This is a genomic window from Streptomyces deserti, from assembly GCF_054782695.1.
Genome location: NZ_BAAGRZ010000001.1, coordinates 1,029,846 through 1,054,713, shown reverse-complemented (window position 1 = coordinate 1,054,713; position 24,868 = coordinate 1,029,846). Strand labels below are relative to the sequence as shown.

Here is a 24,868-nt window from a genome sequence, read left to right as displayed (position 1 = left end):
AGTCGTCCCGAATATCGTCCGATCAGTGCAATTCGTATCAGTCGCCGTACAGGGCCGTTCGGATTAAATTCAATCACTGCTCGTCCGGAAGAGTGTCACCTGCTTGATGGAGGGTTTACTGCCGATGCAGTATCGGTTCCACCCGGAGGAATGTGCATCGCATCGCGCCTCGGAGGGAATATGGCTGATATGATCATCCTGCCGCGTTGTCCGGAAACCGGGAAAGCGTCGTTCCGTACCGATTCCGAGGCGAGGGGCTGGCTGATCAAGCAGCCGTTGTTGGAGAAAATCCCTGACCGCATCTACCGATGCTCGGACTGTCGGTACTGGCACTTCACCGGTTCTCATCACTGGACCAGCCAGAAGATCCAGCGGAGGCGGAACTACGGGAGGCGAGAAGCCATCCCAGGTCGCAGCCGTAAGAAGAGAAGGAATCGCTGACGCGATGCGGTGCGATCTGTTGCACGCGATCCCGCGCGATTCCGGCTTGCGGTTTCCACTTTTCTTCGAACAGGAAGACGACTAGATTGAGAAAGAACCTGAGCAGGGGAATGGTCGTGGCTGCCGCCGCGACGAGCATCCTGCCCTTGTACGGCATCACGGCGTTCGCGGACACGCAAGCCGAGGTGTCCGTCACCGCCGCTGACAAGCCCAACGACATGAGTGCCGCGACCGACCCGCCCGCCGGGAGCTCCTTCACCAGCGGCCCGAACCCGCGCGGATCGTCAGGCACCCCGCACGTCGCTGCCCAGAGCGATGACCGCGGGCCCGGCGGCCTTGAGAACCACACCGATCGCGTCGATGTCGACGTGCCCGGTTCCCTCAGTGACAGTGGGTACGGCGACAGTGCCCCCAGCAGTGCCCCCAGCAGTGAAAGCGGGTACGGCGACGAGGTCGGGGCCGAGGCCGACGGTAGCTATGGCGAAGATGCCGGCAGCGGTCAGGCCGCCGGCAGTGGTGAGGTCGCCGGCTCCGGTGAGGCCAACGGCAGTGGTGAGGCCGCCGGCAGTGGTGAGTCCACTGACAGTGGTGAGGCCATCGGCTCCGGTGAGGCGGTCGGCAGTGGTGAGGTCGCCGGCAGTGATGAGTCCACTGACAATGGTGAGGCCGTTGGCTCCGCTGAGGTCACCAGCTCCGGCCAGGATGGTGGCTACGGCGAGGATGCCGACAGTGGCGAGGATGCCGGCAGTGATGAGGATGCTGGCTACGGTCATGACGATGGCTATGGCGAGGATGCCGGCTCGGGTCATGACGATGGTTACGGTGGGGACGCCGACTCCGGTCATGACGGTGGCTACGGTGACGACACCGGCTACGGCGACAAACCGTCCACGAAGCCGCCCACGTCTCCGCCGCCCACCCACAGGCCGCCGGCGACGAAGCCACCCACATCGTCGCCTCCCACCACTACTCCGCCGGCCGAGGAGCCGCCTCGGCACTCCGAGCCCCCGGCGAAGCCGCCCGTCTCGCCACCGGCGGAACCGCCCCAGCTCCCCGAGACCGGCCTCGACAAGCAGGCCATCGTGGCTTCGGGGGCCGCGGCGCTGCTGCTGACGAGTGGCGTGATCCTGTACCGGCAAGGCCGGGCCGCGTCCCGTCGGTAGTGCTCTGCTACGGGTGCCGGACGTGCCGCGTCCGGCACCCGAGTGCTTTCCCGGTCCCCAAGGCCGACCCCTCCATGCTCCGGTCGCGTGTCGCGTACGGCCGCTGGCCCCGTGGTGAAAGGGATCGGGGGCACGGCGAATTCACTGCGCTTTCCTCGATCACGGCTCACTCGTGCGGGTGGTCAGGGGCTGCCAAGGCACAGGGCACATGTGACTGATCAATGCATTGGCTTCGGACAAGCGGGTGGCAGTCCGCGCGGTTCGGTTGCCGCCGATGCGCGGAGAAAGGGGCAGCCATGGCCGCTCAGCAACGGCGTCGCAGAAGATGGCCTCTGTATGTCGCGGCCGGGTTTCTCGCGTTGGCCGCCCTGGTACCGGGAATGGGACACGCCGTGAACGCCGGGGGCCAGAAGGCCGCCCAGACGCCTGTGCCGACAGCGGCCGTGCCGACAGCCACCGTCGTCCCGCCCGCACTGCCCGTGCCGGCCGTACCGCTCGCCCCGCAACCCGCCTTCGGGGCCTACCTCCACTACGGATCGCTCGGCGTGGCTCGTACGGCCGGGCTCAGCCGGTGGCTGAACGGCGCCCAAGTGCGCGTGGGGCGCACCTATCTGCCGGGTGACCTCTGGAGCAACATTCAGGGCGAGCCCCGCTTCCTCGATGCCTGGGCGGCCTGGCGTCGGGAGAGGCAGGACCGGATGCTCGTCCTCAACGTGCCCATGATGGAGCGCAATGAGGAGGGCGTGTCCGATGCCGAGGTGGGTGCGCTGCTGCGGCGGGGTGCGGCCGGGGAGTTCGACGGACACTACCGCCGTCTGGCCGGGCGGCTCGTCGCGTTGGGGGTGCCGGACACCGTGCTCGTGCTCGGGTGGGAGATGAACGGGACGACGTACACCCATCGGTGCGGGCCGGACCCTGAGGCATGGAAGACGTACTGGAACAGAATCGTCACCGCCATGCGTTCGGTGGCGGGGCAGCAGTTCAGGTTCGACTTCGCGCCGAGTCGCGGGCGTGACGCCATTCCCTGGACGGAGTGCTATCCGGGGGACGCCACGGTCGACGTCATCGGCATGGACACGTACGACCAGCCGCAGGGGCTGTCCTTCGAGGGACAGGTGACCGAGCCGTACGGGCTGCGGGAACACGTGGACTTCGCGAAGGAACACGGCAAGCCGATTTCGTATCCGGAATGGGGCCTGTTCCGCAACGGCGACAACGCGGAGTACATGCGGCGCATGCTCGCCTGGATCGACGAGCACAAGCCGCTGTACCACACGATCACCGACTACTGCCCGCACGGCGTGTGGCAGTGCCGGCGGAATCCGCAGGCGGCCGAGGTGTACCGGTCCGCGCTCTCCGGCCCCACCGGGCCCCTGCCGCTCCCGCTGCCGACGCCTGTGGCGACGCCACAGCCCGCACCGGTGCCTCCGCCGCCCCCGAACTGCTCGCCACTGGACCTGGGAGACTGGGCCGAGTACTGGCTCGGTGGGAGGATCTGCGTCCGTTCCGACTGGTGGTCGCGGATCTGGTGACCCGCCGGTCCGAGGGGGCGGCGGGAGGCTCAGGTCCTGCCGCCGACCTGCTCCTGCCACCAGCGCACGAGTTCTCTGCCATGGCTGCGTGCGGCGACCTCGCAGACGACCGCCGACAGCAGCGGCGCGGTACGCCGCCGGGCCATCAGCAACCGTTGGTTTCTGACGGGTTCAGGATCCCATTGGCGCTTGTACGGCTCGCTGCCGCGCAGCAGGCTGAGCGTGCCGCGCTCCCCGGTGGCGGTGTACCGGGCGCAAGCCTCCATCAGCATCACGGCGATGTCCGCCTTCCGCTCGCGCAGCACCGGATGGACGCCGGACAGATAGCAGCCCGCCAAGCGCGGAGACAGCAGCGTCAGGTCGACGGCCACCAACTCGCCGTCCAGCAGGAACTCGGTGATCATGGCGTCGCCGGCGCGCACCATCGGGCCGGCCGCGCGCACGAGGTGCTCAGCGAACCGCTCGCGGAGGTGCTCCGGTGTCACCCGGCGGCCCTGCCACTGCAGCCGGTGCAGCGCGAGGAGCCGTCCCAGGGCCGCGTCCGCCTCGTCGGGGGACACGATCCGGTCCGCCACGCCCAGCGCGGTCAGCTTGCGCAGCTTGGCCCGCGCCCGCCGGGCCCTCGGGGTGGGCAGCTGGGCCGCCAGCTCCTGCAGAGGTACGGCGGGCAGCTCCATGCAGAGCGAGTCGGGCACCCGGCGTCGCGGTCCGCGCCAGTGGTCGTAGATGCGCTCGACCGCGCCGCCCGGCCGTACTTCGCGGAAGTCGATCAGCGCGGTGCGGGCAGCCGCCGACAGTGCTTCGGCGAGTGCGGCCGCTGCCCGCTCGGCGTGTTCGTCGTCGAGCAGCACGTCCCCGAAGTCGGAGATCGCCCCGCCCAGTGGGACCAGCCGGGGCAGCGGAGGCCCGAGGCGCATCAGCGGCGCGACCGCCCGCAGTTCGTTGCCGTCGCGCACCAGCACCAGCCGCAGCCGGCCGGGCCTGCCGTACGACGTCCACCACGAGTGCAGCCAGGCGTGGCTCTGGAACGGCGTCGCCGCACCGCACCTGCGGTACAGCCGTTCCCAGGCCGGGCCCAGTGCGGTGAACTCCCGCTCGTCCGTGCACAGTTCGGCCCGCAGGGTGCCTGCGCAGGCCTGCAGCGCCGTGCTCACCGCTGTCCGTGCCCGTCGGTGGTGGCGCGGCGCGGGCGGACCAGCAGCGCGAGGCCGCCCAGCAGGCCGCCCGCGCTCGCGCCCACCAGGCCGGTCAGCACGGGGGACGCCGAGGACGGTTCGGTGGGCCTGACGGCCCGGGAGAACTGCTGGAGCTCGACGTGCGTGGCGTCCTTGGCGTGGTGGGCGTGCCGGGTCAGCGCACGGGTGACCGCGTTGGCCATGTCGACGGCGAGATCGGGGCGTGCGGCGGTGGCCGTCACGGCGACCATCGGCGCGTCCGGGGAGGTCGCCGACCGCACGCTCTCGCGTAGCGTCCGCGCCGGCACGCCCGCCCCCACCTGGGCGTCCCCGAGCACCGCGAGCTGTGTGGCGACGCGGCCGTACGCCTGGGCGAAACCGAGCGCCGCCTGCGGGTCCGACTTCGAGGTCGGTACGGCGAGGACGTAGGCCGTGGCCGAGTACGCGGGCGGCGTGAGGGCGCCGTAGGCGCCGCCGGCCAGGGTACCGGCGAGGGCGCCGGCGGCGAGTAGGGACCACGGCGGCAGCGCTCTCGGGCGCCTCAGTACGGGGTGCCGGCGGGCCGGGACTGTCGGGTTTGCCGGGGGTGCCGGAGGCGTCTGGGCTGTCGGATATTCGGTGGTGGAGGTCATGAGAAGGTCACTTCCAGAGGTGACGGTGACGAGCGGGAAACGGCGGCCGCGTACACGTCCATGAGCCGTGCGGCGGTGCCCGTGATGCAGTAGTGGCGGGCGGCGGCGGAGACGGGGCGGCTCGGCGGACGAGACCGCCCGGCCTCGGTCAGGGCGCGGGTCTCGGTCAGGGCGCGGGCGAACGCGTCCGCGCCGCCCCGCACTCTGCGGGCCTCGGCGGCGAGGCGCGGCGGGAGGTCCTCGACGGCCGGACAGGAGGCGTACAGCACCGGCAGCCCCGCCGCCAGGCCCTCCACGACGGCGAGGCCGAAGGCCTCCTCCGGGCTCGGTGAGGCGAGCACGTCCATCGCCGAGGTCAGCGACGGCAGATCGAGTCCGCGGATACCGTCGGCGTCGTACGGCCGTTCGCCGGCGAACAGCACCCGGTCGGTCACTCCGGCCTGCTGGGCGGTGCGCCGCAGCACGTTCTCCTCCGGGCCACCGCCGACCAGCAGGAGCCGGTAATCGCGGGGGAGCCGAGCCAGGGCGCCGATCAGGACGCCGAACCGCTTGCCCGCGGTCAGCCGGCCGATGCCGCCGACGACGTACGCGTCCTGTGGCAGTCCTAGACGGCGGCGGGTGTGCTCGCGGCTGACCGGGTCGAAGCGGAAGCGGGCCACGTCGATGCCGTTGGGCACGACCTCGATGCGCGGCTCGGGCACACCCCAGTGCCGGAGCCGGTCGGCCACCGTGGGCGAGACCGCGACCGTGGCGTGGCCCAGCCGCTCGCTGGCCAGGTACAGCGCGCGCACGCCGGCGGTCAGGGCGTGGCCCTCCAATTGGGTGCCGCCGAGGGAGTGTTCGGTGGCCACCACGGCCCGGACGCCCGCCAGGCGCGCGGCGATCCTGCCGTACACACAGGCCCGGTAGAGGTGGGTGTGTACGAGGTCGTAGCGGCCGGACCGGATCAGGCGGACCAGACGGGGCAGGGCGGACAGGTCACGGTTGCCGGACATGCCGAGGTGGATGACGCGGACACCATCCGCCGTCAGGCTCTCGGCGACCGGGCCGGGGTTGGTGAGCGTCACGACGTCGCAGTCGACGGGCAGGTGGCGCAGCAGTAGCCGGAGTTGCTGTTCGGCACCGCCGACGCCGAGGCCGGTGATGATGTGCAGGGCCTTCAGCCCGGGCATGGCGGAGGCTCACACTCCCTCGACGGGGTGGCGGCGCAGGAGGCGCTTGAGGCGCAGCCGCCAGACCGTGTCCCGTTCGCCGATGTGGACGCGGGGGATGGCGAGAAGGCCGGACAGGTCACTGGGGTCGGTGGCGCAGGCGTAGCTGTAGCCCGCGTCCCGTACGGCGTCGACGGCGCGGCGGTCCGCCCATCCGTACGGGTAGCAGAAACCGTGGATGTGAGCACCGGTCAGCTCGCGGAGCGCTGCTCTGCTGTCCCTCACCTCGGCGCGGAGCAGGGCGTCGTCGGCCCGGGTCAGGTCCACATGCGTGAGGCCGTGCGAGCCGATCTCGACGCCCTCGGCGGCGGCGTGCCGGATGCCCTCCGCCGACAGCAGTGGCTTGCGCGGACCGCGCGGGTCCCAAGCGTTCTCGCCGCCCAGCCTGCCTGGCAGCACGAACAGGGTGGCGCCGCAGCCGTGGCGGCGCAGCAGCGGCAGGGCGTGCGTGAGGAAGTCGGCGTACCCGTCGTCGAAGGTCAGTCCCACCAGGTCCTGTGCTTCTCCCCGGGCGCGCGCGGCGAGCAGCTCGTGCACACCGACGCCGCGCAGGCCCTGGCGGCGGAGCCAGCCGAGCTGCCGGTCCAGGCGGCCGGGTGAGACGGTGACGCGGTACGGGTCGTCGGAGCAGTCGCCGACGGAGTGGTACATCGCCACCCAGGGGGGCTGGCCCGGTCTGCGCCGGGGCCTGTCGGGACCGGGGGCGGTGGAAGGATCGTGGTCAGCGGAAACGATCATGCGGAAGCCTCCGGGTGACGGTGCGGAGTGCGGAGCGCTGCTCGCCCGGTGTCCGGGCGAGCAGGAAGAAGACGACGGTCGCGGCCGTGCCGCCGGCCGCGAACCCGAGGGCGGGGGAGTCGACGAGGTTCGCGCAGAACCCGCCCACGCCACAGGCGACCACCGCCGCGCGCAGCGGCCTGCCCATCGCGGCCAGCAGCGGCCGGATGCGGATCGGCACGCCGCACGTCTCCATGCCGTACAACAGGATCAGGGCGGTGAGGGTGATGCCGCCCGCGTTGGCCGCGGCGATCCCCAGGACGCCCCACGAGCCGGCCGTCACCGCGCCGATCCACGAGGTGGCGACGATCCCGGCGGTCATCGCGGCCACCGGGTACCAGGTGGGCCGCCCCGCCGCGAAATACGACCGGACGAGCGCGCCCACCAGGGCGTGGCCGAGCAGCCCGAGCGCGTACACGCGCATGACGGCGGCGGTGGCCGCGGTGTCCTGCGCGGTGAACGCGCCTCGCTGGAACAGGACGTGGACGAGCTGCGGGGCACAGGCGATGACGACCGCGGTGCCGAGCAGCACGAAGGACGACACCGCCCGGAGGTCGCGCTCGACGCGGTCGCGGGCCCGCTCGGTGGCGCCCTCGGCCAGCGCCCGCGACACGACCGGGAAGGTGACCGTGCACAGCATTAGGGCGATCACCATCGGCATCTGGGCCACCTTCTGGGCGTAGTTCAGATGCGAGATGGCGCCGGCGGGGAACGAGGAGGCCAGGAAACGCTCGACGAGGACCTGGGACTGGCGGCACAGGGCGAAGAGCAGGACGGTGACGATGAGGGCGAGCTTCATGGTGTGCCGGGATGCCTCTCCGGCTGCCGCGGCTGTCTTCGGGGCTGTCGGCGTGCGGTGCAACCGTCGTAGCAGCGACGGCAGTTGGGTGACGACCATGAGTGCGCCGCCCACCGCGACGCCGACCGCCGTCGCCCGTACGCCCCAGCGTGCGCCGAGGACGAACATCGCCGTGATGATGGCCCCGTTGTAGGCCACGTAGATGGCCGCGGGCGCGACGAACCGGCGGTGCGCGCGCAGGGCCGCGCTGCAGTAGCCGGCGAGGCCGAAGGTCAGGACGCAGGTGCCGGTCAGCCGGGTGCAGTCCACAGCGAGCCCGGGGTCCGGGAGCCCGGGCGCCAGCACCTGGACCAGGTACGGCGCCCCCCAGACGACCAGGGCCGACGCCACGGAGAGCGCCAGCGCCAGGCGGGGCAGCGTGCGGCGGACCAGGGCCCGCACCGGGTCGCCGGTGTCCTCCCGGGCGCGGCGGGCCAGGACCGCGCTGAACGCCGGTACGAGCGCGAAGGCCAGCCCGTCCTCGATCAGCAGCGTCGCCGCGAACTCCGGCACGGTCCAGGCGACCAGGAAGGCGTCCGTCTCGCTCCCCGCTCCGAAGAGGTGGGCCAGCACCTGGTCCCGGCCGAGGCCCAGCAGAGCACCGGCCAGGGAGAGAGCGACGGTGACGAGGGCGGCCCTGGCGAGGAAGCCCTGCGAGACGGGCCCGGCGCCGCTGGTCTCCGGGCCCTCGGTGCCGGCGCGCGCCAGGGGGACGGTGGCGTCCCCGGCCCGTGGCGGGGTGACGGTCATCGTGCCGCGGCCTCCTTGGGGACGGCCGGGTCGGGACCTGCCAGCGCCCACCACGCCGACAGGCCGAGACAGACGGCGGTGAGCACGGTCGACGGGCCGCCGATGTCGGCGTACGCGAAGTTGACCAGGTGCCAGACCAGCAGGCCCCAGGCGACGAGCGCGCAGTCGAGCCCGGGATCCCTGGCTCGCCGGGCCCGAACCAGCCTGCGCAGCCCCAGCACCAGCAGCGCCAGCCAGCTCCCCGCCAGCGCCAGCAGCCCGATCAGCCCCTGCTCGCCCAGCACCAGCAGGTACATGCTGTGCGGTGACAGCAGCGGCTGCTTCCGGTACGCCGCGCCCGCGCCCTCCGTGTCGCTGCCCGACGACAGCGCCAGCGAGGCGTGCCCGTCGCGGTGCTCGGGGAAGCCCTTGAGGCCGATGCCCGTCAGCGGCCGCTCGCGCCACATGCCGGCGGCTGCCGCCCACAGGGCGTACCGGTCGGAGACCGACTGGTCGGGAGCGTCGGCGACCTGCCCGATGCTGCTGAGCCTCTCCTGCAGCAGCGCGGAGCCGACACCGAACCCGCCGACGAGGATCACGGCGACGGCGGCCACGACCGCGCCCACCCTGACCGCGCGTCGCAGGCCCACGAGGACCAGCTGCGCCGTACAGGCGAGGGCCGTCGCAATCCACGCGCCCCGGCTGAAGGACACGGCCAGCGGCACCACCAGCAGCAGCGCGCACAGCAAGGCCCACACCCGCCCCCAAGCTCTCGGCTCCGCTCCAGCAGGCAGGTGCCCCCTCCGTACCGGTGCGGAGCCCAGCGCCAGCCCCACCGCGCACACCAGCCCGAAGGCGACCACGGTCGCCATCCCCATGATGTCGCCGGGGCCGAAGGTGCCGACGGCGCGGATCTCCCGGCCCATGTACGAGGCGCCGGTCCCGGTCGCGTACTGGTGCACCCCGACGGCTCCCTGCCACACCGCGAGCGCCACCATCGACCAGGCCAGCAGCCGGACGTCTCGCCGGTCGCGGACGAGCAGCAGGACGGCGGCCGGGACGAGGACGAAGATCTGCAGATAACGCGAGAAGCCCGTGACCGCCGTGCCCGGTACCGCGGCTCCCGCTGCCGCGACCGCGATCCCCACCACGGGCAGGCCCAGGACCACGGCGGCGGTGGGCGACAGGGGGCGTCGCCGGTGGTACAGAAGACGTACGGCGCAGCACAGTACGACGGCACCGGAGGCGGCGTCGGCGGGGGTCGCGCCGCCCTCCCCGCCCGGCGCGACGGGCAGCGCGAGCAGGGCGATCATCGCGACCACCGGCAGGACGGGTGTCAGCCCGCGCGTGTTGGGCAGGGCGCATGCGTGGCTCACCGGTGTTCAGCTCCCCGTCGGCCGGACCAGCGTGGCGGCGGTGCGTAGCAGGATGCAGACGTCCTGCCACAGCGACCAGTCGTCGATGTACGCGTTGTCGAACCGGGCGCGGTCCTCGATGGAGGTATCGCCGCGCAGCCCGTGGATCTGAGCGAGCCCGGTGAGACCGGTCCGCATGCGGTGGCGGGCGGCGTAACCGGGGTAGGTCTGGCTGAACACGGCGACGAAGTACGGCCGTTCGGGGCGCGGCCCGACCAGGGTCATGTCGCCCCGGAAGACGTTCCACAGCTGGGGCAGCTCGTCGAGCGAGGTGCGGCGCAGGAAGCGGCAGAAGCGGCTCATGTTCCGCTCGCCCGCCACGCTCCAGCGGGTCGCCGCCTCATGCGGGTCGGCCGGACGATGGGTGCGGAACTTCAGCAGCGTGAAGGGGCGGCCGTCCCTGCCGACGCGCTCCTGGCGGAAGACGACCTGGGGCCCGTCGCTGACCCGCAGCACGACCGCGCAGAGCAGCAGCACCGGGCCGGCGAGGAGGAGCAGGAGCCCGGAGACGAGGACGTCGAGGCCCCGCTTGGTGGGGCTGTCGGGGCGTCGGCCGACATTCAGGCGACGACAGGAGAAGCCCGCGATCCGCTCGCAATGGGATCGGCGGCGGGGCGTGCGTCCGGCCTCGTCGTACGCCGTGTCCCTGGCCCGGTCGGGTGCCGGCAGGTCCGCGTCGACCTCCCACAGCACGCAGCCCGCCTCGGCGAACTTCCTCAGCAGCGCGGCGCGTTCGCCTGCGGGGCCCACGATGAGCACGGCCCGCACGTTGTTCTGGATGACGGCCCGCTGCGCCTCCTCGTCCGTGCTGAGCACCGGCAGCCCCTCGCCGCCGGCCCCGCCGTCGGACAGGACACCGACCGGCCTGAGGCCGCACCCGGGGTGGCGCAGGAAGGCGGCGGCCACGCGCGGGGCGGTGGCGGCCGGGCCGACGACGAGGGCCGCGGCGGGATGGCGGGCCAGCGTCCGGCGGCGGTGCCAGTGCACCGCGCCGCGGCCCGCCCAACTCGCCGCCGACTGCAGAACGCAGCCGGTCAGCAGCGTACGGACGGACAGGGCATGTGTGGGGGAGAGGGCCGCGACCATGGCCGCGAGCGCGCACCAGCTCACCGCGATCCGTGCGCAGACGGCGGGGAGTTCGGCCAGGACGGCGGGCACGGCGGCGGGGCGGTACAAAGCCGCCCGGGCGTTCAGACAGAGGACGGCGAGCAGCAGGGGCGCGGTCACCAGGGGATGCGGGAGTGCGGGGGCGGCGGTGAACGCGGCGGCCGCGTCCGCGGCGAGCAGGGGCAGCCCGGCGGTCCGCCGCCTGGCGGTCCGCCGCCCGGCAGGGAGCCGCAAGCCGCCGACGGCGCCGCGCGGGTGGATGACCGAGACGGGCGGGAACCCCTGCTCCGCTGGCATGCCACCAGGGGGAGGGACGGTACGTTCGGCGGTCACGAGCGGATCGTCTCCCTGCACTCGGTGGTTTCCACGCGGTGGGCCACCGTGCGCCGGACGCCGAGCAGTTCGTGGTAGAGGTCCGCGACCGCCTCGGCCGACGTCCGCACGTCGTGCGCGTCCAATACGTGGCGGCGCCCCTCGGCTCCGAGCGACTCGCGCAGCAGCGGGTCGAGCAGCGTCCTGGTGAGCGCATCGGCCAACGGGCCCGGCCGGCCCGGGGGCACCAGACAGTGCGTCGTGTGACCGGGCGGCAGACTCTCACGTGCTCCGGCCACGTCCGTGACCACCACGGGACGCTCGCACGCCATCGCCTCCAGAGGGGCGAGCGCCATGCCTTCCCAACGGGACGGCAGCACCACCAGGTCGGCGGCCTGGTACCAGGGGACGACATCGGCGACGGCCCCGGTGAACAGCACGCCCTCGGGCGCGTGGTGCCGCAGCGGCCGCTCCTGCGGCCCGTCCCCGACGAGCGCCAGCCGGGCTCCGGGCACCCGTCGCAGCACCGAGGGCCACGCCTCGAGCAGCACGTCCTGCCCTTTCTGCCGGCACAGCCGCCCTGCGCAGACCACCAGCAAAGCGGCCGGATCAAGGTCGACGAGCGGGGCCAGGGCCGGGCGTACGGCGGCGACGGCAGCAGGGTGGAAACGCACCGGATCGATGCCGTTGGGGATCACCCGCCAGTGGGCGCGCACCCCGGCGCGTTGGCCTCTAGCGCGCTCGGCCTCGCTGACGCACACCACGCGGGTGGTCCAGCGTGCCGCCCGCCGTTCCCACGCCGTGGCGACCGCCGCGGTAACGCCGCTGACCGCCTCGAACGACCAGGCGTGCGGCTGGAACACCGTCGGGATCCGCCCCCGCACCGCCATCCGGGCCGCGAGTCCGGCCTTGGCGCTGTGCGCGTGCAGCACGTCGGGCCGCACCTGTTCGACGACGCGAGCGAGCCGAAGCACCTCAGCGGCAAGCGACGGTCCCGGCACCCGTACGGCGGGCCAGCGCCGTACGTCCGCGCCCAGTTCCCGCAGTGCCTGTCGCAGGCCACCGTCGGGGCAAGCGACCGTGACGTCGAAACCGGCCGCACGCTGGGCGCGCACCAGTTCGGTGACCACTCCGGCGACGCCGCCGTCCACCGGCTGGGTGACGTGGAGGACGCGGGGTGAGGGGCTCAGCCGCGTCGTGCGTGACGGCCCGGAAAGCCGGCCGGCCATCACCGTGCGGCACAGCCTTGAGGACGACCGTCCTGCTTTGAGGGGCCGTCAGGCAGGAGGGTCCTCCCGAATGCCGTGGTGGAAAGACATTGGGAGTGACGCATGGCCGGCGTTGCTCCTTCACGGGAAAACATAAGGTTGTCGGCTGGTTCGACGCGTGACTCTATCCCGACATTAAGGGCATGCAGGATGAGACATGCGCACATATGGAAGTGCCATTCATTCGTCAGGCGTACCGTCCGGTCGTGGCGACTCCCGGCCTGGTTGCGGGTCTTGCGCCGAATGTGGAGGGGCGGCGGGCGTCCCGGTCTGCGGCACGTCTGACCCGTGGCGACTCCTCCTCGCGGCGAAGCTTCCGCTATGCAGAGTGCTCTGACTTCAATGCCCGCTCTCTCGGCACAGCGCCTCGCGTCGTCCGCACTGTGCGCTACCCTCGCGCTCGGCGTCGCGTCTCCCGCTGCCCTGGCTGCAGACACGACGCGTGACCACACTCCCGAGGCGGCCCCCGTCGTCGACGTGGCCACCCTCCAGACCCAGGTCCAGCAGCTTGGCTACATCGGCACCGTGGTGCCGCCGGTCACCGCGCTGATGGACGCCGCGCTCAAGGCCGAAAGAGGGTCAGCTTCCCGCCACGAGGGCTGCCGAGCTCGGTGACGCCGCCAGGGCCACCACCGCCGCACAGACGAACTCGACGGCTCCCGCCAATCCCGCGGCCCCCGTGGTGCCGAGTGCCCCGTCGGTGTCGACGAACCCGGCGTCCGTGTCGTTGCCGCCGATGGGAACCCCGGTACGTGACAACGAGAAGGCGGCCGCCGAGACAAGGCAGGGGCTGGTGGATCTGCAGGCACTCGTGGATGCCCTGCTCACGGCCCTCACCTCCGGCAACCCGGCCGCCGTCCTGCCCGCGATCACGGACTGGCGCAGGAGCTCGTGGCCACCATCTCCGGCCTCCTGGGCAACCTGCCGGCCCTGCCTGGCCTGCCGGTCCCGGTGCCTTGCTGAGCACGGGCAGGTGCGCCTGAGGTGAAGCAGGCACACGGCCCGGACGTCGTACCGGCCCTGCTAATGCGAGGATGAGAAAGGCGGATAAGACATGCCCTTCATTCGGGTGACCTTCGGTGTGGGCCGCCGCATTTTTCTGCGTGCGGGAGTTTCCGGTCAGTCCGGGGCTCGTTGAAGGCGGTGAAGTAATTCCCGCTCAAGGCCGCCGGCCTCACCGGAGACGTGACCGAGGTCAGGAAGCATGTCGACCAGTAGCTGGCGGACTACCGGCCGGAAGTGCTCGACACGGAGAAGGGCACCGACTGCAGGGGCAGGGCTGAGCGCGACTCCTGCGCCGATCCCACCGCGCATGGGATCGGCCCGTCGAGTGGGTGCCACGTGGACCGCCTTTTCAGGGCGAGGAGGAGACAGGCATTGGGAACCGACAAACCACCGCAGCCACAACCAGCGCGCTCCGCGGTGCCCACGACGGTCACACCCGCGACTGCCGGCTCCGCGCACCCCGCGAAGTCGCCCGCCGTCCACCGCGCCAGGGCCACGGTGCGACGCCGTGGGCTATGGGGGCTGTTCGCATCGGCGTTCACGGTGGCTCTCGCTCCGGCCCTGGTGGCGTCGGGGGCAACCTCGAGGGCGTCGGGATCGGCGGGGAAGGCGCCGGGACAGGCCGAAGACGAGGGACGGTTCGACGAGACGTATCGCGGGCGCCGCATCGCAGGTGTCAGGTACGACGCCGGGCGGCCCGGGGAGGACGGCCCGAGCGCGTGGCGCGTCACCGTGGACGGGCGGCCGCTGCATCTGATGCGGCGGGCGGACGGCGGCTGGATGAGCATGGTCGACCACTACTGCTCGTATCCGACTCCGCTCGCCGCCGCGCGCGCGGCCGTCGACGAACTCGGCCCCACGGCGCGGCTGGGCGCGCCGGAGGACGGGGGCAGCATGAAGGACAGCCGTCCGCCGAGCGGGGGCAAGGGAGTCGAGGGGGATCAGCACCATGGTGTACACGCGTAAGGACGTCAGCACCCTCACCCGGTCCGAGCGGCGCCGGTTCGTCAACGCGCTGCTCGAGGTCAAACGGCGTGGCGAGTACGACGAGTTCGTGCGCACGCACATCGCGTACTACGTCGCCGACGGTGAGCGCGGGCTGCGTGCCGCCCACATGGCACCCTCCTTCCTCCCCTGGCACCGCAGGTTCCTGCTGGACTTGGAGGAGGCGCTGCGTCGCGTGGACGAGTCGGTCACCGTGCCGTACTGGGACTGGACGCGCAACCGCACCCCCACGGCCGTACCGTGGACCGAGGACCTGCTCGGCGGCACCGGACGCCGGTCCGATCGGCAGGTCATGACCGGCCCCTTCGCCTACCGCAACGGCGAGTGGCCCATCAGGGTGGGAATCACCGAAACCGCGTTCCTCACGCGTGACCTGGGCCGCTCCCGTGACCCGATCGCCCTGCCCACGGCCGGCGATGTGAAACGGGCCCTCGACGACCCCGTCTACGACACGGCCCCCTGGAACTCCACGTCGACCAAGGGGTTCCGCAACAAGCTGGAGGGGTGGGGGCGAGGCCGGGGCGCCGTTTCCTGGCTCACCCACAACCGGGTCCACCGGTGGGTCGGCGGCCACATGGTCGGCGGCGCCTCCGTCAACGACCCCGTCTTCTGGATGCACCACGCCTTCGTCGACCTCCTCTGGTCCCGCTGGCAGCGGCGGCACCCGGGCGCCCGCTATCTCCCCGCGAAGCCGCTCGCCCGGGGCGACGCCCAGCGCGGCCGGATCGTCGCGCGGCACGAGAGGCTGCCGCCGTGGGACGTGACCCCCGGCGAGCTGGAGGACCACAGCGGGATCTACCGGTACGCCTAGTGTCTTGAGTCGGGAATTCGCTGCGTAAGGTGGTTCGGCATGATGGCCGGATGGCGAGGTCGGGACGGCCGAAGGCCGAGCTGGTGCTGACCGACGACGAGCGTGAGACATTGGCCCGCTGGGCCAGGCGCCGGACGTCTTCTCAGGCGCTGGCCCTGCGGTGCCGGATCGTGCTGGAATGCGCGACAGGTGCCACGAACAAGGAGTTGCAGACCGGTTGGGCATCGAGGCACACACGGTGAGCCGGTGGCGGGCCCCGGTTCGTGCGGGACCGGCTGGAGGGCCTGACCGACGAACCGCGTCCGGGCGGACCGCGGAAGATCACCGACGCCCAGGTTGAGGATGTGGTCGTCAAGACGCTGGAGACCATGCCGAAGGACGCCATGCACTGGTCGACGCGGTCCATGGCCAGGGAGGTGGGCCTGTCGCAGTCGGCCATCGCGCGGATCTGGCGGACCTTCGGCCTCAAGCCGCACCTGGTGGACACGTACAAGTTCTCGAAGGATCCGCAGTTCATTTAGAAGGTCCGTGACGTGGTCGGGCTGTATCTCGCTCCGCCCGAGCATGCGCTGGTTCTGTGTGTGGACGAGAAGACGCAGATCCAGGCTCTGGACCGGTCGGCGCCGGTGCTGCCGATGATGCCGGGGATGCCCGAGCGCCATACACATGACTATGTGCGCGGAGGCGTCACCACCCTGTTCGCCGCGCTGAACACCGCCACCGGCGAGGTAATCGGCCAAATCCACCGCCGGCATCGCGCGGTGGAGTTCAAGAAGTTCCTGATCCGGATCGACAAGGAGGTGCCCGACAGGCTGGACGTCTACCTGATCTGCGACAACGCCTCGACCCACAAGACCCCTGCCATCCAGCGGTGGCTGACCGCGCATCCCCGCTTCCACGTGCACACGCCGATCGGCTCCTCCTGGCTCAACCAGGTCGAGCGCTGGTTCGCGCTGCTGACGACCAAGCAGATACGGCGAGGTGTCCACAAGAACGTCCAGGCCCTGGAGAAGGACATCCGCACCTGGATCAAGACCTGGAACGAAGACCCGAAACCCTTCGTCTGGACGAAGACCGCGGACGAGATCCTTGAACGCCTCGCCGGATATCTGAACCGAATTCCCGACTCAGGACACTAGTCGCACGACACCGCACCGGACGTCCGCCGCTGTCGAGCCCCACGTCGCCGGCCGCGGCCGAGCACAGGCCCGGGACCGGCCCGCATCGGCCCGGTTGCGGACCTGCCCGCCTCGACCGTGCACCGCAATCCTGGGCCGGCACGGCCTGAACACCTGGCCTGGCTCGACCGCCCCCGGCGGGCTGGTTTGCCGCGCCATGAACGGGCCCGGCCGGGCGAGCCGATCCAAGCCGGGCAGAGAACGCCCGTCCAGTGATCGGTTATTGCTGCATCCACTCGCCGTCGACGACCACTCCCGCCTGGCCTGCAGCCAGCCCCTGGCCGACGAGCGCGAGGAGACCGCCGTCGGCTTCCGGCAGCTCGCGAACGCGTTCTTCACCGCTCACGGCGTCACGTCGAACGCGTCCCCACCGACAACGGCTCCTGCTACGAGTCCGAGCTCTTCCCCCGAGCCCCGGCGGACTTCCTCCACGCCTGCCACCACCGCCACCGCCACACCGCACTCGGCGGACCCCCACCGATCAGCCGCGTCGACAACCCGCAGGCCGATCCACCTAGCCCGGCGAGAGGACTCGCACAGGCGAACCGGCCAGGTAGGCCCGGATGTTCTCGACCGCCTGGCCGTAGTACGTCGCGTAGTTGGCGCGGGAGACGTAGCCGAGGTGCGGGGTGGCCAGGAGACGGGGGGCCGTGCGCATCGGGTGGTCGGCGGGCAGCGGCTCGACGTCGAAGACGTCGACGCCGGCACCGGCGATCCGGCCCTCGCGCAGGGCGGCGAGCAGGGCGTCCTGGTCGACGATCGCGGCACGCGAGGTGTTGATCAGGTAGGCGGTCGGCTTGAGCAGGCCCACTTCGGCGGGGCCGAGCAGGCCGCGGGTGCGGTCGGAGAGGGCGAGGTGGACGGAGACGAAGTCGCTGCCGGTCAGCAGGTCCTCCTTGGTGGGGGCGAGCTCCACGCCGACCTCGTCGGCGCGCTCCTTGGTGAGGTTCTGGCTCCAGGCGCTGACGTGCATGCCGAAGGCGAGGCCGACCTGGGCCACGCGGCTGCCGATCTTTCCCAGGCCGAGCAGTCCGAGGCGGCGCCCGTGCAGGTCCGCGCCCACGGTGCTCTGCCAGGGGCCGCCGGCGCGCAGGGCGGTGCTCTCCTCGACGATGCCGCGGGCCAGGCCGAGGAGCAGGGCCCAGGTCAGTTCGACGGGCGGGGTGGAGGAGCTGGCCGTGCCGCAGACGGTGACGCCGTACGCCTCGGCCGCCGCGTAGTCGATGACCGAGTTGCGCATGCCGGAGGCCACCAGCAGCTTCAGGCGGGGCAGGCGGGCGAGGAGCGAGCCGGGGAAGGGGACGCGTTCACGCAGGGTCACGACGATGTCGAAGTCGGCGAGGGCCGCGGCCAGGGCGTCCTCGTCGTCGATGTGGGTGCCGAAGGGGACGACTTCCACGCGGTCCGCGACCGGCGACCAGTCGGCGGCCTCAGTCGCCACGTTCTGGAAGTCGTCCAGTACAGCGCAGCGCAGCCGCACGCCGGTCCCTCCCCATGGCCATTCCGCCCGTCCGTGGCGGTGGCGCCCCCGGCAGGACTCGAACCTGCGGCCAAGCGCTTAGAAGGCGCCTGCTCTATCCACTGAGCTACGGGGGCCTGGTGTGGTGGCCTCTGTCCTGGTGCCCGGGTGTGGGCTGAACCCTGACGTTGCCGGGGACAAGGATAGGGCTCCCGCATCCTCGTCCCTGTTGCTTCGCCTCCGTGGCTCGATGTGGAGGTTCGGTGAAGCGGTCCTGATAATCGCAGGCAGGTACGAATCGTGCACCGCTTTTGGCGTCTCGGGCATCGGGTGTTGTGCACTCGTTATGCCTGGAGCGTGCCCCTGTCCCAGTAGTCCTTTCCGTCCCTTCTGTTCCGTCGGCGCGCAGACATGCTCATATGCTTCAGAATTCGCCTAAAATTGGGCATTCTTCGCATGTGGTGACCTTGGACGTACGGCCTCAGCTGCTCGACGCACTCTCCGCCCTGCGCGACCGTGTCGCCGCCGCACGCTTCCCGCTGCCCCTGGCGGGGGCCCCACGCGCGCGTGCCAACCGCGACGAACTGCTCGCGCAGCTCGACGACTACTTGGTGCCCCGCCTGAGAGAGCCTGAAGCGCCCTTGCTGGCCGTCGTGGGAGGTTCCACGGGGGCCGGGAAGTCGACGCTTGTCAACTCCCTCGTGGGACGACGGGTGAGCGAGGCGGGCGTGCTGCGGCCGACGACCCGGACGCCGGTGCTGGTCTGCCATCCGGAGGATCATCACTGGTTCAGTGGGATGAGGGTGCTGCCCGATCTCACGCGCGTGTGGGTGCCCCACCAGGAGCCGGCGGACGACCTGCTGCTGCCCGGTGAGAACCCCGCGCGCGTGCTGCGGATCGAGACCGCCGACACACTGCCGCCCGGCCTCGCCCTCCTCGACGCGCCCGACGTCGACTCCCTGGTCGCCGACAACCGGATCCTCGCCGCGGAGCTCGTCTGCGCCGCCGACATCTGGGTCATGGTCACCACGGCCGCCCGGTACGCCGACGCCGTGCCCTGGCACCTGCTGCGCACCGCCAAGGAGTACGACGTCACCCTGGTCACCGTGCTCGACCGCGTGCCCCACCAGGTGGTGGCCGAGGTCTCGCGGCAGTACGGCGCCCTGCTCACCAAGGCCGGCCTCGGCCACGTACCGCGCTTCACCGTGCCCGAGCTGCCCGAGTCGGTCTGGGGCGGCGGGCTGCTGCCGGCCACCGCCGTCGCGCAGCTGCGCTCCTGGCTCGTCCACCAGGCGCAGGACCCGGCGGCCCGGCAGCACGTCATGGCCCGTACGGCCTACGGAGTCCTGGACTCCCTCAAGTCCCGGATGCCCGAGCTCGCCAGCGCCGCCGCCGCGCAGTACGCGGCCTCCCTGCGGCTCACCGCCGCCGTCGACAGGGCGTACGACAGCGAGCACACGCGCGTGCGGGGCCGGCTGCAGGCCGGGGCCGTACTCGCCGGGGACGCGCTCAAGCGGTGGCGCGCCTTCCCGCTCGACTGCACCGCCGGCGAGCTGCTCGACGCCCTCGTGGAGAGCCTCAGCGCGCTGCTGCTGTGCGCGGTCGCCGCCGCCGACGAGCGCGTCAACGACGCCTGGCGGCGCGAACCGGCGGCGGACGCCCCCGAGCTCACGGACCACGACCCCGCCCTGGAGAGCGCCGAGCACCGCATCGGGCTGGCCGTACGGCGGTGGCGGCGCGAACTCGAGGAGTACGCCGAGGAGGAGGTGCGCGAGCTCGGCCGGAGCCCCGCGCCCGACCCCGAGATGGTCGCCGCCCTGGTCGCCACCGCGCTGCTGGGCGGTCGTCGGGGCCGTACCGCCGGGGAGGGGCTGGCCGAGCGGATCGGCGCACACGGGGCGCTGCGGCTGCGCGACCGGGCCGGGCGGCTGCTCACCGAGCACGTCGACCGGGTCATGAACGCCGAGCGCGAGCGCCGTCTCGCCCCGCTCGACGCGCTCGGCATCCAACCGGAGCCCCAGGCCGAACTGATCGCCGCGCTGTCCGTACTGCAGAAGGAGAGGTGACCGGTGACCGCCGTCACTGACCAGGACCACACCGAGCACCACGAGCACAGAGACGGGCTCTCCAGGGCAGCGGCTTCCGGAAACGGGCGCCCTGAGGAGACGGCTTCAGATTCAGAGGAGAGCTCCGGCGCGCCCTCCGAGACGGGTGCATCGGAAGGCGAGCGCGAGGAAGGAGGCGCGGCCGTGGGCGACCGTACCGAGGAGCACGCGGGCAGGGCGAACACCGACGCGCACGCGCGCGTGCCGGACAGCGACGGGCACGCGCGTGGGCCGGACGCCGACGCCTCCCGCCGTACGGAGGAGAGTCCCGCACGCCGTACGGACGGCGGTCCCGCCGGTCGTGTGGAGTCCTCCGCTCGTGCGGAGTCCTCCGGTCGTGCGGAGTCCTCCGGCTTCTGGGACGACGGGCTGATCGCGCGGCGCGTGACCGAGACGGCCGGCGCCGAGCAGTTCGCCGTCGTGGACAGCAGGGCGCCCGTCGCACCGGCCGTGACGCCCCTGACATACGAGGGGCCGTTGCGGTCGCGGCTGGACGCGCTGCGCGAACTGGTGGGGCTCTCTCGCACCCGGCTCGACAGCAGGACGCTCTCCGAGGCCGGCCGGGTCCTCGATGAGGCCGCCGCGCGGCGCAGGCTCTCCGGGCAGCACACCGTCGTCGCCATCGCGGGCGCGACGGGGAGCGGCAAGTCGCAGCTGTTCAACGCGCTCGCCGGGGCGGCCATCTCGGAGACGGGCCTGCGCCGGCCGACCACGGCCGCACCCATCGCGTGCAGCTGGAGCGACGGGGCGGCCGGCCTCATCGAGCGGCTCGGCATCCCGCCCCGGCTGCGGCGACGACCGTTGCAGGCCGGGGACGCGGACTCCCAGCTGCGCGGGCTGGTCCTGGTCGACCTGCCCGACCACGACTCGGCGGCCGTACAGCACCGGGAGCAGGTCGACCGCGTCCTCGCGCTCGTCGACGCGGTCATCTGGGTCGTCGACCCCGAGAAGTACGCCGACGCCATGCTCCACGAGCGTTATCTGCGGCCGATGGCCGCCCACGCGGAGGTCATGTTCGTCGTCCTCAACCAGATCGACCGGCTGCCCGGCGAGGCCGCCGAGCAGGTCCTCGACGATCTGCGGCGGCTGCTCGACGAGGACGGCATCGCGCTCGGGGAGTACGGCGAACCGGGCGCGACCGTCATGGCGCTGTCCGCGCTCACCGGGGACGGCGTCGGCGAACTGCGCGAGGCCCTCGGCCAGTTCGTGGCCGAACGGGGCGCCGCGGCCCGCCGGATCTCGGCCGACGTGGACATCGCCGCAGCGCGGCTGTGGCCCGTCTACGCCACCCGGCGGCGCACCGGGCTGAGCGAGGAGGCACGGGAGGAGTTCTCGGCGCGGCTCGCGGACGCGGTGGGCGCCACCGCGGCGGGCGAGGCGGCCGAACGCGCCTGGCTGCGCAACGCCAACCGCGCGTGCGGGACGCCGTGGCTGCGGCTGTGGCGCTGGTGCCAGGACCGGCGCGAACCACCCACCGGACGGTTCCCCCTGCGTGCACCGGCGGACGAGGAGGCCACGGCCCGCCAGCGGGTCGAGCAGGCGGTGCGGACGGTGGCCGACCGGGCCTCGGCCGGGCTGCCCGCGCCCTGGGCGCAGGCGGTGCGGGAGGCGGCCGTACGCGGCTCCCAGGGGCTGCCCGAGGCACTGGACGAGCTGGCCGCCCGCGCGGGACTGCCGCCGGGGCGTCCGCCGCGGCCGGGCTGGTGGCCGGTGGCGGTGCTCGCCCAGGCGTCGATGACGATCATTCAGTTCGTCGGAGGCCTGTGGCTGCTGGGCCAGATCATCGGGTTCATGTCGCCGAACCTCGGGGTGCCGGTGCTGCTGATGGTGATCGGCATCGTCGGCGGCCCGCTGATCGAGTGGAGCTGCCGGATGGCGGCCCGCGGCCCGGCCCGGCGGTACGGGCTGGAGGCGGAACGCCGCCTACGGGAGGCGGCTGCGGGGTGCGGCAGGGCGCGGGTGCTGGATCCGGTGGCGGCGGAGCTGCTGCGGTACCGGGAGGTGCGGGAGCAGTACGGGCGGGTGATCGGGGCGGGGGCCGGGGGATGACCCGAGGGTAGCCCGGGGCAGGGGTGACCTGCGGTCGGGACTCGGGTCACTCGTTCGGGTGGCGGAGTTTTCCACAGGTGGGCGGTGGTCCACAGCGCTCAGCGGGCTCGGCCCGGCGGAGGCAGTCTGGCCTCGCGGCGATCGCGACGGACGCGGTCGCTGTGACAGCGGCGGTACGTGAGACGTGCGGCCGCCGCGGCAGACGCAGCCGTACGGGACGGGCCCGTACGCGTATCCGGCCCAGGCGGGCGGCCCGGGCGAGGGAGGGGTTCGCGATGAACGAGACGATGGTGTGTGCGGTCGGCAGGGTGGCGACGCCGCCGGTGTACCGGGAGCTGGCGTCCGGACCGTCGGCGAGGTTCCGGCTGGCGGTCACCGCGCGCTACTGGGACCGCGAGAAGAGCGCGTGGACCGACGGGAACACCAGCTTCTTCACCGTGTGGGCCAACCGGCAGCTCGCCACGAACGTGGCGGCGTCACTGTCGCGGGGGGAATCCGTCATCGTGCACGGCAGGCTGAAGGTGCGTACGGATGTGCGCGAGGGTCAGAACTGGACCTCGGCGGACATCGACGCCGTCGCGATCGGCCATGACCTCACGTGGGGCACATCGGCGTTCCGGCGCACCAGCAGGCCGGAGACGGCAGCCGCCGCACCGGCGCAGCCCGAGCCCAACTGGGAGACGCCGGCCGGGGAGTCCACTGAAGCCGAGCCCCAACAGCGGCCACAACCAGCGGCGGTGACGTAACGTCAGCCCCTGCCGGGCGAGGCTGACCGAACTGCGGCTTATCGGCGAGTGCGTACCTGCCGACCACGGGTGGATTTGTCGATAAGCCCTGCTCACGAGCCGTCTCCGCGATAACGATTCCGAGTCGGATCGGGCTGCCGACGGCCTCACCGGGAAGCGCGCTGCGCCGCGTCCCTAGGATGCCGGGCATAGCTCTCGGAGCTGCGAGATTCTGCTGGTGGGACCGTCCCCCCACGTCAACGGGTCCTGCTCGAAGGGGAATTTGGTGATTGCTGCGTTCTCTGCGTTGTCCGCGCGCAGGCGTGGGGCGGCCCGCCTCGGCGCCGCGACCCTGGTGTCCGGGCTCGTCGCCACCGGGATGATGGCCGAGGCCGGCCAGGCCGCCGCCGGGGAGAGAACGCAGAGCCACGGCGGGGCGACCGCCACCATAGGCGGGCTGAAGACGTACGGCGGCGCGGTGATACACGCCCCGGCCGGGGACCAGCAGGTGTCGGCCGGTCTGTTCGAGATGTCCGTCGAGGGCGGCGGCACCCTGCAGACGTACTGCGTCGACATCCACAACCCCACGCAGAAGGACGCCCGGTACCACGAGACCGCGTGGAGCGGCACCTCGCTGGGCGCCAACAAGGACGCCGGCCGGATCCGCTGGATCCTGCAGAACTCCTACCCGCAGGTGAACGACCTGGCGGCGCTCGCCAAGAAGGCGGGCGTGCGCGGCGCGCTCACCGAGCAGGACGCGGCGGCCGGCACACAGGTGGCCATCTGGCGTTACTCCGACGACGCGGACGTCGACGCCGTCGACCCGCAGGCCGAGCAGCTCGCGGACCACCTGGAGAAGAACGCCCGTGACCTGCCGGAACCCAGGGCGTCGCTGACCCTCGACCCGGCCGCGGTCTCCGGCCGCCCCGGCGAGCGGCTCGGCCCGGTGACGGTGCGCACCAACGCGCGCGGCGTGACGCTGTCGCCCCCGGCGGACGCCGCCACCAGCGGCGTACGGATCGTCGACGGGAACGGCAAGGCGGTCACGGCGGCCGGGGACGGCAGCCAGGTGTTCTTCGAGGTGCCGGAGGATGCGCCGACCGGCACGGCCGAGCTGACCGTGCAGGCCTCGACCACCGTGCCCGTCGGCCGTGCCTTCGCCTCCGAGGGCCGCAGCCAGACGCAGATCCTGGCCGGCTCCAGCGCGTCGACGGTCTCGGCGACGGCGAGCGCGACCTGGTCCAGGAAGGGCGCGACCCTCGCGCTGTCCGCGGCGAAGAACTGCGCCGAGGGCGGCGTGGACCTCACGGCCGTCAACGAGGGCGACGAGCCGTACACCTTCGAACTGGCCGGGACCGAGCACACCGTCCCCGCGGGCGAGTCCCGCACGGTGACGCTCCCGCTGCCGGAGGACCGGGCGTACGACTTCACGGTCCGGGGCCCCGGCGGCTTCGAGCAGCGGTTCACCGGCATGCTCGACTGCCGGACGCAGAGCAGCGAGGGCGGCACCACCACCCAGACCCTCACCGAGCCGAGCCCCGCCGTGCCGGCCGGCGCTCCCACCGACACCAACCTCGCCGACACCGGCGCCTCCAGCGCCACCCCGCTGATCGCCGGCACGGCGATCGCCCTGGTGGTGATCGGCGGAGCGGCCCTGCTGATCGTGCGCCGCGGGCAGTCGCCGACGGGGGAGTGAGCGGGGCCGGGCGGGGCGGGGCCTTGGCAACGCGACAGTGAGTACCCAGGCGGTCACGTCCTCCGGGGAGTGATCGTGCTGGGCCGTGCTGGGGGCCGTCCAGGCCCCCGAGCCCGACCACCGATCACCGACAGTGACATTCGAGCCACCGCCCCTACCCTCGAAACCCCAGGTCAGAGGCCCTCGCCCATACTGGTTTCCCCCCGGGGGTAGCAGTCGGGCAAGATGGGGTGTA

At 72.3% G+C, this 24,868-nt stretch carries 20 protein-coding genes, 1 tRNA gene and 1 pseudogene; 9 read left to right on the top strand and 13 right to left on the bottom strand.

Annotation, left to right across the window (positions count from 1 at the left end):
- Nucleotides 1–334: 334 nt before the first annotated feature.
- On the bottom strand, nucleotides 335–733 hold the full coding sequence (locus ACYVMZ_RS04740; RefSeq protein ID WP_461075702.1) for a hypothetical protein: 399 nt from the start codon (nucleotides 731–733) through the stop codon (nucleotides 335–337).
- Complete coding sequence (locus ACYVMZ_RS04735) at nucleotides 726–1,286, bottom strand: hypothetical protein (protein WP_461075700.1); 561 nt, start codon at nucleotides 1,284–1,286, stop codon at nucleotides 726–728. Before ACYVMZ_RS04735 ends, ACYVMZ_RS04740 begins: the two co-directional genes overlap by 8 nt.
- A 614-nt stretch (nucleotides 1,287–1,900) precedes the next feature.
- On the opposite strand from ACYVMZ_RS04735, the gene ACYVMZ_RS04730 reads away from it, so the two are divergent.
- Nucleotides 1,901–3,136: a glycoside hydrolase family 26 protein gene (locus ACYVMZ_RS04730; RefSeq protein WP_461075698.1), complete on the top strand. Its 1,236-nt coding sequence runs from the start codon at nucleotides 1,901–1,903 to the stop codon at nucleotides 3,134–3,136.
- 29 nt (nucleotides 3,137–3,165) lie between these two features.
- Here the strand turns inward: ACYVMZ_RS04730 and ACYVMZ_RS04725 are convergent, their stop codons facing one another.
- Genes ACYVMZ_RS04725 through ACYVMZ_RS04690 form a run of 8 tightly spaced genes read right to left on the bottom strand, consistent with a single transcriptional unit; the run spans nucleotide 3,166 to nucleotide 12,561 of the window.
- Entirely contained in the window at nucleotides 3,166–4,290 is a 1,125-nt protein-coding gene (locus ACYVMZ_RS04725; protein ID WP_461075696.1) for a GNAT family N-acetyltransferase, read from the bottom strand.
- A complete protein-coding gene (locus ACYVMZ_RS04720) occupies nucleotides 4,287–4,943 on the bottom strand; it encodes a YveK family protein (protein ID WP_461075694.1) in 657 nt (218 codons plus the stop codon). The genes ACYVMZ_RS04725 and ACYVMZ_RS04720 overlap by 4 nt, the downstream gene beginning before the upstream one ends.
- Nucleotides 4,940–6,115, bottom strand: coding sequence for a glycosyltransferase (locus tag ACYVMZ_RS04715; RefSeq protein ID WP_461075692.1), 1,176 nt, complete (start codon nucleotides 6,113–6,115; stop codon nucleotides 4,940–4,942). The genes ACYVMZ_RS04720 and ACYVMZ_RS04715 overlap by 4 nt, the downstream gene beginning before the upstream one ends.
- Before the next feature lie 9 nt (nucleotides 6,116–6,124).
- Complete coding sequence (locus ACYVMZ_RS04710) at nucleotides 6,125–6,892, bottom strand: polysaccharide deacetylase family protein (protein WP_461075690.1); 768 nt, start codon at nucleotides 6,890–6,892, stop codon at nucleotides 6,125–6,127.
- Nucleotides 6,876–8,519 (bottom strand): murein biosynthesis integral membrane protein MurJ, encoded by a 1,644-nt coding sequence (gene murJ / locus ACYVMZ_RS04705; protein ID WP_461075688.1) that lies wholly within the window; start codon nucleotides 8,517–8,519, stop codon nucleotides 6,876–6,878. The genes ACYVMZ_RS04710 and murJ overlap by 17 nt, the downstream gene beginning before the upstream one ends.
- The gene (locus tag ACYVMZ_RS04700; protein ID WP_461075686.1) at nucleotides 8,516–9,874 is read right to left on the bottom strand and encodes an O-antigen ligase family protein; all 1,359 of its coding nucleotides are present in this window, start codon (nucleotides 9,872–9,874) and stop codon (nucleotides 8,516–8,518) included. Before ACYVMZ_RS04700 ends, murJ begins: the two co-directional genes overlap by 4 nt.
- A gap of 6 nt (nucleotides 9,875–9,880) precedes the next feature.
- On the bottom strand, nucleotides 9,881–11,353 hold the full coding sequence (locus tag ACYVMZ_RS04695) for an exopolysaccharide biosynthesis polyprenyl glycosylphosphotransferase (protein WP_461075684.1): 1,473 nt from the start codon (nucleotides 11,351–11,353) through the stop codon (nucleotides 9,881–9,883).
- The gene (locus ACYVMZ_RS04690) at nucleotides 11,350–12,561 is read right to left on the bottom strand and encodes a glycosyltransferase (RefSeq protein WP_461075682.1); all 1,212 of its coding nucleotides are present in this window, start codon (nucleotides 12,559–12,561) and stop codon (nucleotides 11,350–11,352) included. Before ACYVMZ_RS04690 ends, ACYVMZ_RS04695 begins: the two co-directional genes overlap by 4 nt.
- A gap of 381 nt (nucleotides 12,562–12,942) precedes the next feature.
- Between ACYVMZ_RS04690 and ACYVMZ_RS04685 the strand changes: the two genes are divergently transcribed.
- The 4 genes and pseudogenes from ACYVMZ_RS04685 (at nucleotide 12,943) to ACYVMZ_RS04670 (ending at nucleotide 16,560) form a co-directional block, all read left to right on the top strand.
- Nucleotides 12,943–13,215, top strand: coding sequence for a hypothetical protein (locus ACYVMZ_RS04685; protein ID WP_461075680.1), 273 nt, complete (start codon nucleotides 12,943–12,945; stop codon nucleotides 13,213–13,215).
- Between the two features lie 933 nt (nucleotides 13,216–14,148).
- Entirely contained in the window at nucleotides 14,149–14,571 is a 423-nt protein-coding gene (locus ACYVMZ_RS04680) for a tyrosinase cofactor (protein WP_461075678.1), read from the top strand.
- Complete coding sequence (locus tag ACYVMZ_RS04675; protein ID WP_461075676.1) at nucleotides 14,555–15,421, top strand: tyrosinase family protein; 867 nt, start codon at nucleotides 14,555–14,557, stop codon at nucleotides 15,419–15,421. The genes ACYVMZ_RS04680 and ACYVMZ_RS04675 overlap by 17 nt, the downstream gene beginning before the upstream one ends.
- Nucleotides 15,422–15,471: 50 nt before the next feature.
- Nucleotides 15,472–16,560, top strand: a pseudogene (locus tag ACYVMZ_RS04670) (IS630 family transposase).
- Between the two features lie 259 nt (nucleotides 16,561–16,819).
- On the opposite strand, the gene ACYVMZ_RS04665 reads toward ACYVMZ_RS04670, so the two are convergent.
- The 3 genes from ACYVMZ_RS04665 to ACYVMZ_RS04655 form a co-directional block, all read right to left on the bottom strand.
- On the bottom strand, nucleotides 16,820–16,945 hold the full coding sequence (locus ACYVMZ_RS04665; RefSeq protein ID WP_461075674.1) for a hypothetical protein: 126 nt from the start codon (nucleotides 16,943–16,945) through the stop codon (nucleotides 16,820–16,822).
- Between the two features lie 168 nt (nucleotides 16,946–17,113).
- Nucleotides 17,114–18,079, bottom strand: coding sequence for a D-2-hydroxyacid dehydrogenase family protein (locus tag ACYVMZ_RS04660; protein ID WP_461075672.1), 966 nt, complete (start codon nucleotides 18,077–18,079; stop codon nucleotides 17,114–17,116).
- A gap of 40 nt (nucleotides 18,080–18,119) precedes the next feature.
- Nucleotides 18,120–18,195, bottom strand: a tRNA-Arg gene (locus tag ACYVMZ_RS04655).
- A gap of 321 nt (nucleotides 18,196–18,516) precedes the next feature.
- Between ACYVMZ_RS04655 and ACYVMZ_RS04650 the strand changes: the two genes are divergently transcribed.
- The 4 genes from ACYVMZ_RS04650 to ACYVMZ_RS04635 all read left to right on the top strand — a co-directional run bounded on the left by ACYVMZ_RS04650 (nucleotide 18,517) and on the right by ACYVMZ_RS04635 (nucleotide 24,633).
- Entirely contained in the window at nucleotides 18,517–20,124 is a 1,608-nt protein-coding gene (locus tag ACYVMZ_RS04650) for a dynamin family protein (RefSeq protein ID WP_461075670.1), read from the top strand.
- A 183-nt stretch (nucleotides 20,125–20,307) separates the two neighbouring features.
- Entirely contained in the window at nucleotides 20,308–22,212 is a 1,905-nt protein-coding gene (locus ACYVMZ_RS04645) for a YfjP family GTPase (RefSeq protein WP_461075668.1), read from the top strand.
- Nucleotides 22,213–22,487: 275 nt separating this feature from the next.
- Entirely contained in the window at nucleotides 22,488–22,958 is a 471-nt protein-coding gene (locus tag ACYVMZ_RS04640; protein ID WP_461075666.1) for a single-stranded DNA-binding protein, read from the top strand.
- Nucleotides 22,959–23,223: 265 nt separating this feature from the next.
- Nucleotides 23,224–24,633: a Cys-Gln thioester bond-forming surface protein gene (locus tag ACYVMZ_RS04635; RefSeq protein WP_461075664.1), complete on the top strand. Its 1,410-nt coding sequence runs from the start codon at nucleotides 23,224–23,226 to the stop codon at nucleotides 24,631–24,633.
- The last annotated feature ends 235 nt before the right edge of the window (nucleotides 24,634–24,868 follow it).

Coding starts and splice junctions, on each gene's coding strand:
- ACYVMZ_RS04710 (WP_461075690.1), bottom strand. CDS start 6,892: ATGATCGTTTCCGCTGACCACGATCCTTCCACCGCCCCCGGTCCCGAC.
- murJ (WP_461075688.1), bottom strand. CDS start 8,519: ATGACCGTCACCCCGCCACGGGCCGGGGACGCCACCGTCCCCCTGGCG.
- ACYVMZ_RS04720 (WP_461075694.1), bottom strand. CDS start 4,943: ATGACCTCCACCACCGAATATCCGACAGCCCAGACGCCTCCGGCACCC.
- ACYVMZ_RS04685 (WP_461075680.1), top strand. CDS start 12,943: ATGCCCGCTCTCTCGGCACAGCGCCTCGCGTCGTCCGCACTGTGCGCT.
- ACYVMZ_RS04640 (WP_461075666.1), top strand. CDS start 22,488: ATGAACGAGACGATGGTGTGTGCGGTCGGCAGGGTGGCGACGCCGCCG.
- ACYVMZ_RS04730 (WP_461075698.1), top strand. CDS start 1,901: ATGGCCGCTCAGCAACGGCGTCGCAGAAGATGGCCTCTGTATGTCGCG.
- ACYVMZ_RS04675 (WP_461075676.1), top strand. CDS start 14,555: ATGGTGTACACGCGTAAGGACGTCAGCACCCTCACCCGGTCCGAGCGG.
- ACYVMZ_RS04715 (WP_461075692.1), bottom strand. CDS start 6,115: ATGCCCGGGCTGAAGGCCCTGCACATCATCACCGGCCTCGGCGTCGGC.
- ACYVMZ_RS04735 (WP_461075700.1), bottom strand. CDS start 1,286: ATGACCGGAGTCGGCGTCCCCACCGTAACCATCGTCATGACCCGAGCC.
- ACYVMZ_RS04690 (WP_461075682.1), bottom strand. CDS start 12,561: ATGGCCGGCCGGCTTTCCGGGCCGTCACGCACGACGCGGCTGAGCCCC.